Source organism: Coleofasciculus sp. G3-WIS-01, assembly GCF_040223135.1.
Classification (GTDB): Bacteria; Cyanobacteriota; Cyanobacteriia; order Cyanobacteriales; family Coleofasciculaceae; genus Coleofasciculus.
In genome coordinates, this window is sequence record NZ_JAVJZI010000090.1 from 1 (window position 1) to 15,330 (window position 15,330).

The 15,330-nt window shown below is 44.8% G+C and carries 19 protein-coding genes and 1 pseudogene; 10 read left to right on the forward strand and 10 right to left on the reverse strand.

Annotated elements, in window-relative coordinates; translation table 11 throughout:
* From RIM23_RS09355 to RIM23_RS09365, 3 genes and pseudogenes are all read left to right on the forward strand, one after another.
* Positions 1-700: pseudogene (locus RIM23_RS09355) on the forward strand (hypothetical protein); the annotation flags it as partial.
* A 129-nt stretch (positions 701-829) separates the two neighbouring features.
* Positions 830-1,159 carry a hypothetical protein gene (locus RIM23_RS09360; protein WP_446366428.1) on the forward strand — a complete coding sequence of 110 codons (330 nt, stop codon included), beginning with the start codon at positions 830-832 and terminating at the stop codon, positions 1,157-1,159.
* 142 nt (positions 1,160-1,301) lie between these two features.
* Positions 1,302-1,820, forward strand: coding sequence for a hypothetical protein (locus RIM23_RS09365; RefSeq protein ID WP_446334994.1), 519 nt, complete (start codon positions 1,302-1,304; stop codon positions 1,818-1,820).
* A 376-nt stretch (positions 1,821-2,196) separates the two neighbouring features.
* Here RIM23_RS09365 and pirA read toward each other — a convergent pair whose 3' ends face one another.
* From pirA to RIM23_RS09405, 8 genes are all read right to left on the reverse strand, one after another.
* Complete coding sequence (gene pirA / locus RIM23_RS09370) at positions 2,197-2,613, reverse strand: arginine synthesis PII-interacting regulator PirA (protein ID WP_446366430.1); 417 nt, start codon at positions 2,611-2,613, stop codon at positions 2,197-2,199.
* 63 nt (positions 2,614-2,676) lie between these two features.
* Entirely contained in the window at positions 2,677-2,886 is a 210-nt protein-coding gene (locus tag RIM23_RS09375) for a DUF4278 domain-containing protein (RefSeq protein WP_446366432.1), read from the reverse strand.
* 399 nt (positions 2,887-3,285) lie between these two features.
* The gene (locus tag RIM23_RS09380) at positions 3,286-3,405 is read right to left on the reverse strand and encodes a photosystem II reaction center protein J (RefSeq protein WP_446334990.1); all 120 of its coding nucleotides are present in this window, start codon (positions 3,403-3,405) and stop codon (positions 3,286-3,288) included.
* Positions 3,406-3,448: 43 nt separating this feature from the next.
* Positions 3,449-3,571 carry a photosystem II reaction center protein L gene (locus tag RIM23_RS09385; RefSeq protein WP_446361202.1) on the reverse strand — a complete coding sequence of 41 codons (123 nt, stop codon included), beginning with the start codon at positions 3,569-3,571 and terminating at the stop codon, positions 3,449-3,451.
* 12 nt (positions 3,572-3,583) lie between these two features.
* Complete coding sequence (gene psbF, locus RIM23_RS09390) at positions 3,584-3,715, reverse strand: cytochrome b559 subunit beta (protein WP_446334989.1); 132 nt, start codon at positions 3,713-3,715, stop codon at positions 3,584-3,586.
* A 30-nt stretch (positions 3,716-3,745) separates the two neighbouring features.
* Positions 3,746-3,994, reverse strand: coding sequence for a cytochrome b559 subunit alpha (gene psbE, locus RIM23_RS09395; protein WP_446334988.1), 249 nt, complete (start codon positions 3,992-3,994; stop codon positions 3,746-3,748).
* Positions 3,995-4,110: 116 nt separating this feature from the next.
* Positions 4,111-5,121 (reverse strand): photosynthesis system II assembly factor Ycf48, encoded by a 1,011-nt coding sequence (locus RIM23_RS09400; RefSeq protein ID WP_446366434.1) that lies wholly within the window; start codon positions 5,119-5,121, stop codon positions 4,111-4,113.
* Positions 5,122-5,183: 62 nt separating this feature from the next.
* A complete protein-coding gene (locus tag RIM23_RS09405; protein WP_446366436.1) occupies positions 5,184-5,531 on the reverse strand; it encodes a rubredoxin in 348 nt (115 codons plus the stop codon).
* An 88-nt stretch (positions 5,532-5,619) separates the two neighbouring features.
* Between RIM23_RS09405 and RIM23_RS09410 the strand changes: the two genes are divergently transcribed.
* Complete coding sequence (locus RIM23_RS09410; RefSeq protein ID WP_446366438.1) at positions 5,620-5,751, forward strand: hypothetical protein; 132 nt, start codon at positions 5,620-5,622, stop codon at positions 5,749-5,751.
* 109 nt (positions 5,752-5,860) lie between these two features.
* Here RIM23_RS09410 and RIM23_RS09415 read toward each other — a convergent pair whose 3' ends face one another.
* Together RIM23_RS09415 and RIM23_RS09420 are read right to left on the reverse strand one after the other, a co-directional pair.
* Positions 5,861-6,109, reverse strand: a complete 249-nt coding sequence (locus RIM23_RS09415) for a hypothetical protein (RefSeq protein WP_446366440.1) — start codon at positions 6,107-6,109, stop codon at positions 5,861-5,863.
* Between the two features lie 184 nt (positions 6,110-6,293).
* Complete coding sequence (locus RIM23_RS09420; RefSeq protein ID WP_446366528.1) at positions 6,294-7,889, reverse strand: ABC transporter permease; 1,596 nt, start codon at positions 7,887-7,889, stop codon at positions 6,294-6,296.
* Between the two features lie 329 nt (positions 7,890-8,218).
* Here RIM23_RS09420 and RIM23_RS09425 point away from each other — a divergent pair, with 329 nt between their 5' ends.
* From RIM23_RS09425 to RIM23_RS09450, 6 genes are all read left to right on the forward strand, one after another.
* Positions 8,219-8,611: a RidA family protein gene (locus RIM23_RS09425; protein WP_446366442.1), complete on the forward strand. Its 393-nt coding sequence runs from the start codon at positions 8,219-8,221 to the stop codon at positions 8,609-8,611.
* Positions 8,612-9,205: 594 nt separating this feature from the next.
* Positions 9,206-13,273 (forward strand): response regulator, encoded by a 4,068-nt coding sequence (locus RIM23_RS09430; protein WP_446366444.1) that lies wholly within the window; start codon positions 9,206-9,208, stop codon positions 13,271-13,273.
* Positions 13,274-13,583: 310 nt separating this feature from the next.
* Positions 13,584-13,808 (forward strand): hypothetical protein, encoded by a 225-nt coding sequence (locus tag RIM23_RS09435; protein WP_446366446.1) that lies wholly within the window; start codon positions 13,584-13,586, stop codon positions 13,806-13,808.
* The gene (locus RIM23_RS09440) at positions 13,798-14,286 is read left to right on the forward strand and encodes a hypothetical protein (protein WP_446366448.1); all 489 of its coding nucleotides are present in this window, start codon (positions 13,798-13,800) and stop codon (positions 14,284-14,286) included. Before RIM23_RS09435 ends, RIM23_RS09440 begins: the two co-directional genes overlap by 11 nt.
* Complete coding sequence (locus RIM23_RS09445) at positions 14,279-15,067, forward strand: WD40 repeat domain-containing protein (RefSeq protein WP_446366450.1); 789 nt, start codon at positions 14,279-14,281, stop codon at positions 15,065-15,067. The genes RIM23_RS09440 and RIM23_RS09445 overlap by 8 nt, the downstream gene beginning before the upstream one ends.
* A complete protein-coding gene (locus tag RIM23_RS09450) occupies positions 15,045-15,299 on the forward strand; it encodes a WD40 repeat domain-containing protein (RefSeq protein WP_446366452.1) in 255 nt (84 codons plus the stop codon). The genes RIM23_RS09445 and RIM23_RS09450 overlap by 23 nt, the downstream gene beginning before the upstream one ends.
* Positions 15,300-15,330: the final 31 nt, after the last annotated feature.

Sequence of the window (15,330 nt, forward strand, 5' to 3'; positions counted from 1 at the left end):
CACGCCCGCACCGGTGGAGAAGGTGAGTAGAGAAATTCAGTATGGTGCCCTGGGTATCGATCTAAATCCTAGTTCTATCGGTTGGGCTTATGTTGATGGTCAAGGAAATTTAAAAGCTCAGGGAACTATTCCTATAAAGACCGGTTTACCCACAGGTAAACAAGATGCTCAAATTGTAGAGGTTTGTTTGAAATTGGCAGCTTTAGCCAGGGATTTAAATAGCCCGATTCTGTGCGAAAGCTTAGATTTTTCGACCAAGAAAGCTCAATTAAGAGAGCGTGGAAAAAAATATGCTCGAATGCTTTCTGCCTGGGCATACAGTCGTTTTTATCAAATTTTGTCATCGATTTTATCCAATCGAGGAATAGCTCATCAGTTGGTCAATCCAGCTTACACGAGTTTGATTGGATTGGTTAAATATAGTCGAATGTATGGACTATCGTCTGATGTGGCAGCCGCCCTAGCAATTGCCAGAAGGGGAATGAATAAAAGCGAGAGATTGCCGCGTTCTGTGTCCGCCTATCTCGGAGTGAATCCGAGAAAGCACGTATGGAGCGCTCTAAATCAATTTAATAATTTTATTGGTCGATGCTCTGTAGTTAATCGTAGACACGATTACTACTGCGTCTCTAACTGGGAGCCGTTGGTTAAGGCTGATATCGAGCAACAATGCCGGGTATCAGCCAAGTTTTTGCGTTAACGGTTATCGACCAAAAGTTACACCGTGGACTTATACCAAGGCAGAATTACTTATGGGTAGGTTTGTCTAGGTTTTTAGAAGCGGTTACAAACAGGTATCGCCATCAGCGAGACGGAGATTGACTTAAAAATGGTCTTCGACGAAGACAGTTCTGGAGTTAATATTCGACCTGTGAGTGCGGGAGAGGCAAGACTAGCGGATCTTAATCCTGGTGTTCTATCTGGGTTACGCGCTCGCTTGGTGGCAGTACCTAATGAGGAAATCCGTCCACCCGTGCGGAAACCGTCAGACATTCGCGAGCAGGTTCTTTCTCGTCCCGATATCACTCGCTTGCAGGACGTCTTTGGCGAACTGCAAGTCGAACCCACCTACGTCGGTGCGGCACGACGGTGGATTGTAGATGTGAAGGAACCCAGAGGTCAAACCCTTCGCAGTATCCAGATTTCCGATAGTGAATAGTCATTAGCTCAGTTGAGCAATGTACAAATCCCCAGAATGGGGGTACAATTATAAGCTTTGGTGTTTTGTTCCTACTTAGAGTTTGTACCCCCATTCTTCCATTGAACAGTATATTAACATAAATTGAGAGTAGTACAAAAGTATGGTTGAAGCACTAACGATCAAGGAGGCTCAACAGCAAATCGAAGGGTTAATCAAAGAGAATCGGCTATCCAGTGAAACCATCGAAGCTCTTGAGAAAGAGATTAATCTACTCAAACAGAAAACCCAAGAGGCGGTTCAAGCTCAGCAAAAAGCCGAGACAGAAATAAAGGTAGCTCAGGAACAAATACAGGAGCTACAGCCTCAAGTTGCTCAGTTAAAAGAACTTAATACTCAGCTTCAATCTCAAGTTCAACGTTTGTCTGCACAGGTAAAAGAAACTCCACTACAACCCCTGACTCCAGAGGAAGGTTCCGCTCTGCTTGACCGAACGTTCCAAGCCTTCCGTGGCATAAAAAATTTGAGAGTGGTAGACGCTGACATCACCCTCAAGCTAGCGACTGGCAAACTCGGAGATCAGTCTGTTTTAATGTTTCCACAACCGGGTTCTGTTGATTCTTCAACTCTCCATGAAATAAAATTTAAGCTCCGCAGTGACGATTCACTAAGTCAACCCTGAGCTTGATATATAGCAAAAGGCTCTAGGGCATAAGGTTTATTACTGGTAGGTTGTTGTTTGGGTCATTAAACCTGTCCTAACCTTATATACAGCAGTTTGCTCTGCTATGCGGTACATTGTCGATCCCCCTCGCATCCCCCTTTTTAAGGGGGACTTTTATTTACTGTACTTTATCAGGACTTACGCAAAGACTCTATGAGTAGGGTGTGTTAGCCAAGCGTAACGCACCTTTACCACCATCTGTGGTGTAGCTGCGTAAGTCCTGTTTATTACAGCGCAAAGCGCTGTATATGCCGACAGCTATAGCAGTAAACACATAGCTGAGGACAAACCAACTTTGATAGAGACGTTCCGGCGGAACGTCTCTACGAAATTCTTATCTCAAAGGACAGGCGATTTGCTCAGATTCTTTCTCAAGCTGGCGCACTAAGTCTTGATCTCCTTTTGCCCTGGCGACGTCTAAGCGATGTTCTAAAGACTGACAAATATTTTCCAGGTGAGTAATGCTGGTTTGCGGGAAGACTTTTTGGCGCAAATTATTAAGAAACCAAGAACGAGTTCCGACCATCGCCATGGGTGACTTGACCGGGGTAGACTTAACCACACTGGCTTTATCGGTCTGATATCCAACGCCTCGCCACTTTAAATCATGGGTAGGTAGGGGTTCGGGGATATGTCTAAGATAGTGAAGCTGCCACTTTTGACCCCGATAGGTCCCACCAATTTCACCTTCGCTTACCTCTAATGTGGATGGTGTGTCATTGTAATGAACACCCCGATAACAACGTTTCATTTGCCTTGTCTCCCTTAAGTCTTTTAAAAAAATGATTTCAATTGATTGAGTGATGTCTAGACTCTAAGCGTTTTTGCCGCGCCGATAGGTGACACCCCGATAGGTTAGTTCCATTGACCCTAGGCGTCCCACTGACCCTGGGCGTCTCTGATGCAGCTTCGGCTTGTGAATTTTCCAACTGTGACCTCGGTATGTGCCACCAGTCTCACCTTCGCTTACGTCTACCATTGATGGCTCTGAATCGTAGTTAACACCTCGATAATGAAGTTTCATTAGGACTCCTCCGATTGATTTCCACCACTAGCGAATGTTGGCTTGGGGGAAATGGGTTTCTTGTTCTAACTTGGCTGAAACGACATCTAACTTGGGATAGAACCCTGAGATTTAGATGGGTTTATCAAATTATTTCTGTATATATTATTACATTTTTTGATTTAAACTGTCAATTGTCAGGAAAATATCACACAAAGACGGCAGTTTCCCAGGAGTTCCAGCACTGATGACGGGGAAATGGGGAAGATTGTCCCCATCACCCATTACCTCTTCCTCAATCACCAATGAGGGAGACGGGTAAATTCTTATAAGTATTAATACGCATAAAATACCGCCAGTCTCCACAAAACTGGCGGTGTCAATTCTCAGCTAAATTTTCAAATGAGTTGGCGGTCAATGCTACATCGCAGAACCAACGCCTGCGTAGGCGCCATAGAAGAAAAGACCAACAACGACCAGAACACCTGTTCCAGCAATTGTGGCGACAACCCACAACGGAATTCTTCCACTTCCAGACACGGCTAATACCTCCTAGTTCAAGCTAACGAATGAATGAGTTGAGTTAATTAAAGAAATAACTGGAAAAGAGAATGCCCAAAACAAAAACCAACAACAGACCCAGAAACAGAGAGGTCCGGTTTAGTTCAACTGGCTGGTTATTCGGATTGCGAGAACGCTCTGGCATGGATTTTATCTCCTATCGTTGAACAAATTGCATGGCAGCGATCGCGCCGAGAAAAAAGACGGTGGGAACCGCTAGGGTATGAACAGCTAACCATCTAACGGTAAAAATTGGATAGGAAATGGGTTGATTGGGAGTATTAGTCATGATTTTTTACAGAAATCTCCAAAGGTTACGTTACTTTTTGGTAAATTGATCAATTTGCTTTTTCGCATCGTAGCGATCGCTCACAATCGGAATTTCCTGCTGTGGTTGCGTGAAATATTCGTTCGGACGGGGTGTGCCAAACACATCATAAGCTAGACCTGTGCTAACAAATAGCCAACCGGCAACAAACAGAGCCGGAATCGTGATGCTGTGAATGACCCAGTAACGAATGCTGGTAACAATATCGCCGAATGGACGCTCACCAGTAGTTCCTGACATAAATGATTCCTCCTTCCCAGTAACAGTTATAATTCACTCGACCCTACTATTTTAAAGCATCGAGCGGGCTTTACAGCCATGATCAAGCCGAGATAGAGCCAACTGATTATGAACGATCAAGCCGTTGTTTTGGCTGGGGGTTCATACTTGAGCAAAACACCCGCTTGACCAATAACAAATCCCTGTTCTGGCGTGATAAAGACAACTTTGTACAAGTTGGATGGTACATTTTCAACTTCGCGATCTTTGAGCCAGGTTTTGCCCCCGTCAAAACTACAAAGCAAATTCCCACTACCCCCCGCTAGCCACACTTCATCGGGAGTTCGGTAAGCTAAATCCAGTAATCCCCAACTGGTGGAAAATTCGGGATAAATTGGCTCTTCCCAAGCCTCTAAATCTTCGCTACCACTAAACTGTAGCATTCCTCCTCGTGCTAGTCCCCACAGACGCCCATCTTGAGTGAATCCCATATTTTGCAGACGCTTAGAACTGCTGCGTTCATGCTGTTCCCAGGCACTTTGACCGGGTTCCCAGGTTGAGTAAAAGTTCCCTCTAGCAGAAACCGCGACATATTTGCCATCGTTGGAACGGGCAATATTACGAAGTACACCCACGGCTTCTTCTACCTGGGCTTTCCAGGTTTTACCCCCATCTTGGGTTTGGTAAATTGCCCCAATTGTGGTTGTCATCTCCGCTGATTTGGGACCCACTGCCAAAATTGTGTTGGGGTCTCCGGGTAACTTTTCACTTAAGGGTATGCGTGACCAGGAAACACCACCATCAGTAGTATGCAGCATAATGGAGGGTTCACCCACAATCCAGCCTTCGTCACCTGCAAAGCTCACGGATGTGAAACGATATTTATTCTCATCCCCAACATCAAGGACTTTCTCCTGCCAGGTTTCGCCACCATCGGTGGTTTCCAGGAGTGTGGAATTGCTGCCAACGAGCCATCCATGACTGGGGTTATCGGTAAACCCGATATCCCGTAGCGTTTCCTGAGTGGGTAAGGAAACCAGCTCCCAAGGGTTATAGCTCAAGGGTTCGGCATACTTACAACTAATACACAAGCAGGCGATCGCGAAGACTATTACAATTCGTTTCAAAGTTTTCATTAAATCGCTCATTGGCAACATGCTGTCTTTTGGCGTAACTGAGACATTGGTGTGTAAGGGATTGCCTCCTCGGTTCAGCGCAGTCCGTATAAACTTATAAAGAAGATAAAGCCTAGCATTAAGGCACCAAAAATCAAGATATTCTTTTGACCTGGGGTCAAAAGGTTCACCCCAAAGCCATAGCTGAGGTTCTCCTTAAACCCAGATGGGGTACCACTGGCACCAATATCCTGAAATTGGGGCTTTTTGGCGCCACAAACCGGACAGCGCCAGTCGCTGGGTAGCTCCTCAAAGGTTGTCCCGGCGACAATATTTTGGTTACTATCTCCCTTATTTGGCTCGTAAACGTAGCCGCAAGAGCGGCACTCGTAACTACTTGGCGCAAGTTCGGCCAAGGTTTGCTCGTTAGCTGGTTCGATCATCGCTGGCTTTCATTAAGTTGATGCAGCAAATCTTAAAACGTATGTTAAAAAATTTATCATAATAACCGACATTCTGCATCAGGGAAGATTGGGAGCTGGGGGAGATGGGGGAGATGTGGGAGCTGGGGGAGCAGAGGGAGATGGGGGAGCAGAGGGAGCAGAGGGAGATGTGGGAGCTGGGGAAGCTGGGGGAGATGAGGAAGCAATGTTCCAGACGTAACCGGCTACGTCTGGGAGATGGGAGAGTCTCACAAAGACTAGACTGAGTTAAGAATGCCCAAAAACACAATCCCTTACAAATGACAAATGAAAAATGGCAACCTTAATAGCTATTGAATCTTAGTCCAAGACGTTCCATTCCCCCAAGTGATAGCATCAAAGTTTCCTGAAATGTTACCACTTTGCTGATCGGAACCGCCAAAGCTCATTTTTACTACGTCATTCTTCACAGTCCCCGCAGCATAGTTCCAATAGGGGTTTTGTTGTTTCCAGTGAACTAATACTGTATCCCCAGTTTGAAGAACCACAATGTCTTGACCCCCGTTACTAGCCACCCACATTCCTGAAAGAGTTTCCATTTTTCTGAATACTGTAAATGTGCAAGGATTATCGTATCCAAAAAATTAAGCAAAAGTAAACGAATATTTTGTAACGTTTTATAAATGTGGTTCTTCAGGACTTCATTACTGTAATTGGTATCACCTGTTCCCCGTTCCCTGTTCTCTGTTCCCTACCCTTAGCACGATGCTTATTCAACAAGTCTTATCTCGATCGCGCAATTCGCCAACTTAATAAGATGACTGGAATTATGCCAACAACGACGATGGCTAATGCAGGCGCCGCCGCCTCCACTAACCGCTCATCCGATGCCAGATTGTAGACGCGCACGGCAAGGGTGTCAAAATTAAAGGGTCGAATAATTAAGGTAGCTGATAATTCCTTCATCACATCCACGAACAGCAGCATCCCCGCCGTCAGTAATCCACCCCACATCATCGGTGTATGGACTTTGACTAAGGTACTCGTTGGAGTGTAACCCAAGGAACGGGCAGCATCATCTAAACTGGGCTTAATTTTACTTAAACTGGCTTCCACACTATTGAAAGATACGGCAAGGAAGCGCACCAAATAGGCATAAACTAAAGCCGTAATCGTGCCACTGAATAGTAAGCCTGTGGATATGCCAACTATCGCCCGCATTCCCGCATCAATAGCATTATCCAGTCTGCCAAGGGGAATCAGAATCCCTACGGCAATCACTGAACCGGGTACAGCATAGCCCATCGCCGCAATCCGAGTCGCTAACTGCATCACTAAGGTTGATTGCAACCGTAATCCATAAGCCATAATGACTGCGATCGCAACCCCTAAAACGGCGGTAACGACTGCCAGAATAAAACTATGACGGGCATAGACCCAAAACTCACCATCTAGCGTCGTCGTGGTATTTTTTAGCGTCATCTCCAGCAAGAGTCCAGCCGGAAGCAAAAACCCCAGACTCAATGGCAAAAAACACGCCAACGCCGCACCAATTCCGCGTATACCTCCTAACCGATAACTGGGCAGTTGGCGATAACTGGTCGTGTTTTGATAATATCGTGCCTGACGCCGTGACCATCGCTCGACGCAAATTAATGCCAAAATAAATAACAGCAGAAATGCGGCTAATTGGGCGGCGGCGACTCGTTCCCCCAAACCAAACCACGTCCGATAAATACCTGTGGTGAATGTCTCCACACCAAAATACTTCACCGTGCCAAAATCATTCAGCGTTTCCATTAAAGCTAACGCCACACCCGCTGCGATCGCGGGACGGGCTAAGGGCAATGCTACAGTAAAAAAACTGCGCCACGGACCACACCCCAGACTGCGGCTGGCTTCTAATGTACAAACCGATTGCTCTAAAAACGCCACCCGTACCAATAAATAAACATACGGATACAACACTAGCGTCAGCATGAGAATTGCCCCACTGAGGGAACGAATATTGGGAAACCAGTAGTCGCCATAACTCCAGCCAAACCCATCCCGTAACGCGGTTTGAATCGGTCCTGAGAAGTCCAAAAAGTCGGTGTAGGTATAGGCTAAGACATAAGCAGGTGCAGCCAGGGGTAATAATAGCGCCCATTCAAACAGGCGAGATCCGGGGAAACGGCACATTGTTACTAACCAGGCTGTTCCCACACCGATTAAACCAACACCACACCCTACACCAATCATCAGCCAGAAGGAATTAGCCATGTAGCGCCATAAAACCGTTTGCGCCAGATGCTGCCAAATCTCGCCCGCATCTGTAAAAATATTGCTCAATATAAATAAGACAGGGGTAGCCACCAAAAGCGCGATCGCCAAAACCATCAGCGTCCAGAAATTGACGCGCCCACGTCGTTCTTTACGCTGAATGATATCCGGTTTGGGGAGAGTAGAGGTAGATTGAGTGGATTGATTCATCTTAAATACGGCACAAGCAAGAGAGCGATTTGCCAACGTGGTAAATTAGGCTGAGACTACTGTACAAGAATACTGAAGTGAAGGGTCAAGTCAGGGCGGGTTTTGTACAAACGTTACCATCAATAGCCAAGCATAAAATCCCTAAACCCGCCCCGACAAAACAGGTTCCCCGAACGAAGTGAAGGGTCAAAACTCAAAACTCAAAACTCAAAACTCAACACTTTCCCAATCAACCCATGAGCCGAAAAATTATCCGTACAACCAACGCCCCTGCACCCGTCGGTCCTTATAATCAAGCGATCGCGGCGAGAGGAGAACTGATTTTTGTCGCCGGTCAAATTCCCCTTGACCCCAAAACCGGTGAAATTATTGGAGCAAACGATATTGCCAAGCAGACGGAACAGGCGATGGCAAATTTAGCCGCTATCCTGGAAGAAGCTGGTGTTCAGATGCAAGATATCGTCAAAACCACAGTATTTCTTTCTGATATGAATAATTTTGCGGCAATGAATCAAGTTTATGCTCGTTATTTTGATGAAGAGTCTGCTCCCGCCCGTGCTTGTGTCGAAGTTTCCCGACTTCCCAAAGACGTTTTAGTTGAAATTGAATGTATTGCCGTTGTGCCTTAGATATTGCCAAAATGAGGCATTCTAGGACGTTGTAGGAATAGGGTATCACTAATTAAAAGTAGACACCATAGGGGCGACCCGCCGTATCTAATTCACACCACCCAACCCTTAATGTTATCGGGTCGCCCCCGCCAGATATCGGGAATTATCTAACACCGCATTTAGACAGGGGCGAGTCGATATAGGTTAATTCTCACACCGAACATTTGTGCAGCGACTCGCCCCTACAACCGTGATAATCCTAATAATTCCAATAATCCCAACAATCACCACCTTTGCCCGAAACCGTTGGTGAACCCTTGACACTGGCGCAAGCCGTGCGCCCAATTTAACTGTAAAATCTACAGAATTTACGCACAAATGCCACATATAGTAAGGGTACGAGAGTCTCTTACCCCTACAGGTAGCGCCTTTTTAGCTGTGCCGAGCCACTACAAAGGTGATAGGCTGCCCAATACTGTGCAAAGAAAGCGACAGATGCAAGATCTGAGTCTAAGCTAGATCTAAGGTGGATTAGTTCAACTCAGATAATGATCTGTCGGTGATCATTCTGCCACGTCTAGCTCCAGAAAACCAGCCAACGCTCTCTCATCTATGAAATTCCCTTTTCATTTTATCAAAGGATTTTTATCCCTGTTTAAGCGCGTTAACCTCTTACTCATCGTACTGATTGGAGCTGGATATTTAGGCAACTATTTCAGTCTATCCCTATTTTTTGGGGTGGACTTTTTATTTGGCAGTATCGCTGTCTTAATGGTGGTGTATTTTTATGGCGTATTCTGGGGGACTTTAGCCGCCCTCATTGCCAGCAGTTACACCTACACTCTTTGGGGACATCCCTACGCCATTATTATTTTAACCGGGGAAGCCCTGTTTATTAGCTTGCTGTTGCACCGCAAGACAGAAAACATGCTGCTCCTCGCTGGCATTTATTGGGTGCTAATGGGTATGCCTCTCGTCGGGCTATTTTACGGTGGGGTTTTACATGTTGGGGCAACTCAAACTTGGCTGATTGTGTTTAAGCAATCGGTAAATGGTATCTTCAATGCTTTAATCACAACGCTAATTGTCACAAATTTACCATTACAAAAGTGGCTAAATATTCGGCGCAAATCCAAGCGGCTTTCGCTTCAGCAAACAATTTTTAATCTCTTCGTTTCTTTTGTATTATTCCCGGTATTAATTTTAACGGTTTTAAACGGACGGGAAATTCTCAACAATATTGAATCAGAAATTCGTACCGAACTCAACGCCACATCTGTATCCCTTGTAGCTAACCTAAATTTCTGGTATCAGCAACATTTACATGGGGTCGAGGAACTAGCTGAGATTGCGGCTCAATCTCCAGATAAACCTTCGGAATATTTACAGCAAAGTACTGAATTGCTCAAGCGGAGTTTCTCTGATTTTATTAAAAGTTATGTCACCGATGCCAAGGGAACAATAATTGCCGCTCAGCCCCAATTGAATGAAGCGGGAGAATCAATTATCGGGTTGAATATTGCTCCATACTCCTTACTAGAAGAAACCGCCACTCGTTTACAGCCGATTCTCTCTGATGTACATATTGATGATACTGATCCGATACCTCATGTGGGTTTAAGTGTGCCAGTCATTGTTAATAATCGATTTCGTGGTATTGCCTATGCTTCCCTGGATTTAAGTCAAATTCAGGAATTCTTGACACTGAATATCCAAAAACGAGGATTACAGATAGCGCTGGTTGATCGTCAAAATCGCCTGATTGCCAGTACCCAGTCTAATACCCGTGTCATGGAATCGTTTAATCCGCGTCAAGGGGGTGAAATTCGTCCCCTTGATGCTGATATTTTTCAGTGGTTACCTAAAGCACCCGGTACGCCCATTATGGTGCGTTGGCGAAATTCCTTTCATGTTCAAGAAATCTCTCTTGAACCCTATCTTCCTTGGACGTTAATTCTTAAAATTCCGACTGCCCCTTATATTGATAATTTAGAAGCACTCTACCTGCAAAACATGGCAACAATGCTACTGATTACTGTCTTAGCATTGCTGGTTGCCGTACTATTAAGCCATCGCTTAGTTAAACCTTTATACAAGTTGGCACAGGTAACAACTAATTTACCGCAAAAACTGCTGGATAGCACTGTATCGATTGATTGGTCTCAAAGCCGAGTCCGGGAAATTCATTCCCTGGTTAGCAACTTTAAATTAATGGCATCGGTACTGACTCAAAAATTCCAGGAAATTAAACAGGCAAAAGAAACCTTAGAACAACGAGTACAAGAACGCACGCAAAAACTATCAGCAATTAACAGTGAACTGGCAGTTGAAATTAAAGAGCGCCAACGGATAGAAGCCCTATTACGGGAACGCGAAGAACGCTATGAACTGGCAGTTTCTGGTACAAATGACGGGATTTGGGACTGGGATGTCTTGACCAACGAGGTGTATTATTCCCCTGTTTGGATGCGGATTCTTGGCTATGAAGAGAATCCCTTACCAAACCTTCTATCAAGCTGGTCTGATCAGGTTCATCCTGAGGACTTCCAGCAGGTAGTAGAAGATATAAATCATCATTTAGCTGGAGAAACCCAGATTTATGAAAATATCCATCGGCTAAAACATCGAGATGGGCATTATCTGTGGATTGCGGCGAAGGGCAGATGTATTCGCGATCGCGACGGCAATCCCTACCGTATAGTTGGCACTATTACTGATATTACCGATAAAAAAATTGCCCAGGAACAACTCAAAGTTGCGAAAGAAGAAGCAGAAACAGCTAACCGCACGAAGAGTGATTTTCTGGCAATGATGAGTCACGAAATTCGCACGCCAATGAATGCGGTAATTGGCATGACTAGCTTACTACTGGATACGCAATTAACCGCCCAGCAGGGAGAGTTTGTGGATATTATCCGCAATAGTAGTGATGCCCTGCTGACGATTATTAACGATATTCTGGATTTTTCTAAAATTGAGTCAGGCAATCTAGACTTAGAGGAACATCCGTTTAATTTACGTTATTGTATTGAGGAGTCTTTAGATCTGCTATCGTCTAAGGCAAGAGAGAAAGGGATTGAGTTAGCCTATTTAATGGACGCTCAAACGCCTGAGATGATTAGGGGAGATGTGACGCGATTGCGCCAAATTTTAGTGAATTTAGTCAGTAATGCGGTCAAGTTTACCGAAACAGGAGAGGTGGTGATTTCAGTGAACCCTACTGCAGAAATGTCCGATGATAAAATCTGTTTGCAATTTGCTGTGCGTGACACAGGAATTGGGATTCCCAGAATGCATATTGATCGGCTATTTAAACCCTTTAGCCAACTTGATGCGTCAACCACTCGTCAATATGGCGGTACAGGATTAGGATTAGCGATTAGCCAGCGACTGAGTGAATTGATGGGAGGCAGAATGTGGGTAGAAAGTCAAGAGGGTTTAGGTTCGACCTTTTATTTCACCGCGATCGCGACTCCAGTTTCCTCAGATTCAGAAACCGATAATTCTCAGCAAGTATTGAGTGATAAACGTCTGTTGATTGTAGAAGATAATGCGGCGACTCGGCAAATGTTGACCGAACAAGCCAAATCCTTTGGCATACAAGTAGAAGCTACCGCATCAACAACAGAAGCTTTAGGATGGTTAGAACAGGGAAAACGCTTTGATATAGCAATTTTTGCATCCCAGATTCTCCAGATGGAAAATTGCAGTTTAATCACCCAAATTCGTCAGCATCCTCATTGCCAAAACTTACCCATAGTCATGCTGGGATTGATCGGGCAAGTCGAGACACAGCCTGACACCCAGTTAGCAAATTCAAGCCCTGCGATCGCGGGATATTTGCATAAACCGATTAAACAGTCTCAGTTGTACAACATCTTAGTCAATATTCTGACGCATGAGGAAAGTTCACCCCGAAAAACTCGTTCCCATTCATCCAAATATGACCCCACTTTTGCCCAAAAATTTCCCTTGAAAATTCTCTTAGCGGAAGACAATGTGGTGAACCAAAAAGTGGCGGTTAATATGCTGAAGCGGTTGGGATATCGAGCAGATATTGTTGCCAATGGGTTAGAAGTGTTACAAGCACTGCGCCGTCAATCCTACGATGTGGTACTCATGGATGTACAGATGCCAGAAATGGATGGATTAACCGCAACCCAGCAGATTTGTCAAGAATTTCCCGTATTTTCGCGTCCCCGGATTATTGCCATGACAGCTAATGCGATGCAAGGCGATCGCGAAGCCTGTTTAGCGGCGGGGATGGATGACTATATGAGTAAACCAATTCATGTTGATGTTTTAAAACAGGCATTGAGTCAATGTCAACCGCCGACAACAGAACAGCCGACGGAACAGCCTGTTATTGATCCAGACGTGATGGAAAACTTGCAAGAAATGGCAGGGGATGAACTTAGCGCAGTGATTAACTGTTACTTACAAGAAGCACCGGAATTGTTAACATCTATTCACGATGCCGTTAAGCAAGGAGATGCTGATTTGCTGTATCATACAGCTCACAGTCTCAAGTCCAGCAGTCAGGCATTAGGAGTGCAGAATCTTGCCCAGCTTTGTCAACAATTAGAAGCCTTGGGACGGACGGGTACAATAGGTGAAGCCGAACCGTTGGTTTCCCAGGCAATTACAGAATATCAACGGGTGAAGCAGGCGCTGGAGTAGGTTGGGTTGAGGAACGAAACCCAACGTATCGGGAAAAGCTTGGCGGTTAGAAACCGCAGCTACACAAACTTGCACCCGCCTGCGCGGGTTCTTTGATTAAGTTGATTTTATGTAGGGTGGGCAAGATTTATAAACTTGATATCCTGATATTATCCTTTGTTGCTCTTGCCCACCTTAAGGTAAGTGAGGATTTATTACCAGTGCTGCAAGATAGGAGTTTTATCCATATCATTGAATCAGAAAGATTGTAGGTTGGGTTGAGTGAAAGCGAAACCCAACACCCTCTTCCCAAGCATAAAATAGAGATATCATGACTCAAGGCGATCGCAAGCAGAATAAAGACTGGGTGGATCAGGCACTGGAAGAGGATTTAGTGCCGGGACTCAAGCTTTTCATCCAACGCCAGATGAAAAAGGCTTATGGCAAAAACTGGTTGCAGGATGCGCGTCTTAGTTTACAGGATTATCATCTCGACGGCGATGATCTGAAATGGAGAGATCCTCAAGTCGTACTGAAACTTATTATTGACGGTTGAAGAATTTGTTACTCAGTTAGCGAATAAAAGCGAGAATAATTTCATGTATCTGCGCTATGTTTTGCCAGATATAGCCGATGGTAAGTATAGAAATTTGAGTATCGAGAGTCTACCCCAAGGTTTGCAGGATTACTACGAAGACCACTGGCGGCGAATGGGGATGTTTGACAAGGAAAGTAAACGTACCAAAATTAAGATTGTGTACGTGTTAGCGGAACTTCGGGAACCCGTATCTCGTGAATTAATTGCTGAGTTTGCTGGTGAAGATGCCTTCACGGTGCAGGAGGTGCTTGACGAGTGGCAGCAATTTTTACACCGGGATAAATTTAATGGCGAAACTCGCTACAGCGTCTATCATTCAAGTTTCTGTGATTTTTTATCTCGCAAAGATATTGTTCAAGCGGCTGGGGTGACACTTCAAGATATTAATGCACGGATTTCGGATAACTTGATGCAAGGGATGTTTGGGGATGAGTGATATTCGTAATCGGTTAGCTAGTCTGTCGCCTGAAAAGAGAGACTATACGTTGAAACATGCGCCACGTCATCTGGCAAAAGCTGGAAAAGCAGGGGAATTGTATCGCTGTTTGACGAATTTTGATTTCATTGAGGCTAAGATTTCTGCTGTTGGAGTACAATCACTTGTTAAAGATTATGATTTAGCTTTCAATCCTGATATCATACTTTCTGATGAAAAAGGCAAGTTATTCAGATTAATTCAAGGTGCGCTTCGATTATCTGCACACATTTTAGATAGAGACAAAACGCAACTTTCAGGGCAACTATGGGGGCGTTTGCTGTCTTTTGATATACCAGATATTCAGGCATTGCTAGAACAGGCAAAGCAAGGAAAAGTTTCTCCCTGGCTACGTCCATTAACTCCTAGCTTGACCCAGCCAGGTGAACCATTGTTACGTACTATTACAGGTCATGCTGACTCAGTAATGGCTTTAGAGATAGTACCAGATACTAACTGGCTCATTTCTGGTTCAGATGATAGAACGCTAAAGATTTGGGATTTCCAAACAGGAAAAGAGCTTAAAATTTTCACAGGTCATACTGCTGCCATACGCTCTGTAGCAGCTACATCAGATGGTAGACTAATAATTTCTGGATCAAAAGACACAACTCTCAAGGTCTGGAATCTGAAAACAGAAGAAGAAGTTTTTACCCTCAAAGGTCATAGTGACAAAAAAGGAACTTTTTTCCATAACTCACACCAATCATGTCAATGTTGTGGCAGTAGCACCAAACGGTAACTGGGTGATATCTAGTTCATCTGACCACATTCTCACTATCTGGGATTTGGAGAGTCGAGAGATAATTGCTAATTTCATTGGGGAGAGTGAGTTAACCTGCTGTGCTATTGCGCCCGATGGAGTAACAATTGTTGCAGGTGAAGCATCGGGACGAGTGCATTTCCTGCGCTTGGAAGGAATAATAGATGAGGTACTTATGTGCGGGCGCAAGCCTTCATCCGTGTCAACTTAAGCCCTGTTGAAAAGGAAATCGCGGAACCAAA

What these genes read in the sequence shown, in the direction of transcription:
- RIM23_RS09445 (WP_446366450.1), top strand. Translation starts at nt 14,279, where the DNA reads ATGAGTGATATTCGTAATCGGTTAGCTAGTCTGTCGCCTGAAAAGAGA.
- psbE (WP_446334988.1), bottom strand. Translation starts at nt 3,994, where the DNA reads ATGTCAGGAACTACTGGTGAGCGTCCATTCGGCGATATTGTTACCAGC.
- RIM23_RS09425 (WP_446366442.1), top strand. Translation starts at nt 8,219, where the DNA reads ATGAGCCGAAAAATTATCCGTACAACCAACGCCCCTGCACCCGTCGGT.
- RIM23_RS09430 (WP_446366444.1), top strand. Translation starts at nt 9,206, where the DNA reads ATGAAATTCCCTTTTCATTTTATCAAAGGATTTTTATCCCTGTTTAAG.
- RIM23_RS09435 (WP_446366446.1), top strand. Translation starts at nt 13,584, where the DNA reads ATGACTCAAGGCGATCGCAAGCAGAATAAAGACTGGGTGGATCAGGCA.
- pirA (WP_446366430.1), bottom strand. Translation starts at nt 2,613, where the DNA reads ATGAAACGTTGTTATCGGGGTGTTCATTACAATGACACACCATCCACA.
- RIM23_RS09365 (WP_446334994.1), top strand. Translation starts at nt 1,302, where the DNA reads ATGGTTGAAGCACTAACGATCAAGGAGGCTCAACAGCAAATCGAAGGG.
- RIM23_RS09400 (WP_446366434.1), bottom strand. Translation starts at nt 5,121, where the DNA reads ATGAGCGATTTAATGAAAACTTTGAAACGAATTGTAATAGTCTTCGCG.
- RIM23_RS09360 (WP_446366428.1), top strand. Translation starts at nt 830, where the DNA reads ATGGTCTTCGACGAAGACAGTTCTGGAGTTAATATTCGACCTGTGAGT.
- psbF (WP_446334989.1), bottom strand. Translation starts at nt 3,715, where the DNA reads ATGACTAATACTCCCAATCAACCCATTTCCTATCCAATTTTTACCGTT.
- RIM23_RS09375 (WP_446366432.1), bottom strand. Translation starts at nt 2,886, where the DNA reads ATGAAACTTCATTATCGAGGTGTTAACTACGATTCAGAGCCATCAATG.
- RIM23_RS09385 (WP_446361202.1), bottom strand. Translation starts at nt 3,571, where the DNA reads ATGCCAGAGCGTTCTCGCAATCCGAATAACCAGCCAGTTGAACTAAAC.
- RIM23_RS09405 (WP_446366436.1), bottom strand. Translation starts at nt 5,531, where the DNA reads ATGATCGAACCAGCTAACGAGCAAACCTTGGCCGAACTTGCGCCAAGT.
- RIM23_RS09420 (WP_446366528.1), bottom strand. Translation starts at nt 7,889, where the DNA reads ATGGTTTTGGCGATCGCGCTTTTGGTGGCTACCCCTGTCTTATTTATA.
- RIM23_RS09415 (WP_446366440.1), bottom strand. Translation starts at nt 6,109, where the DNA reads ATGGAAACTCTTTCAGGAATGTGGGTGGCTAGTAACGGGGGTCAAGAC.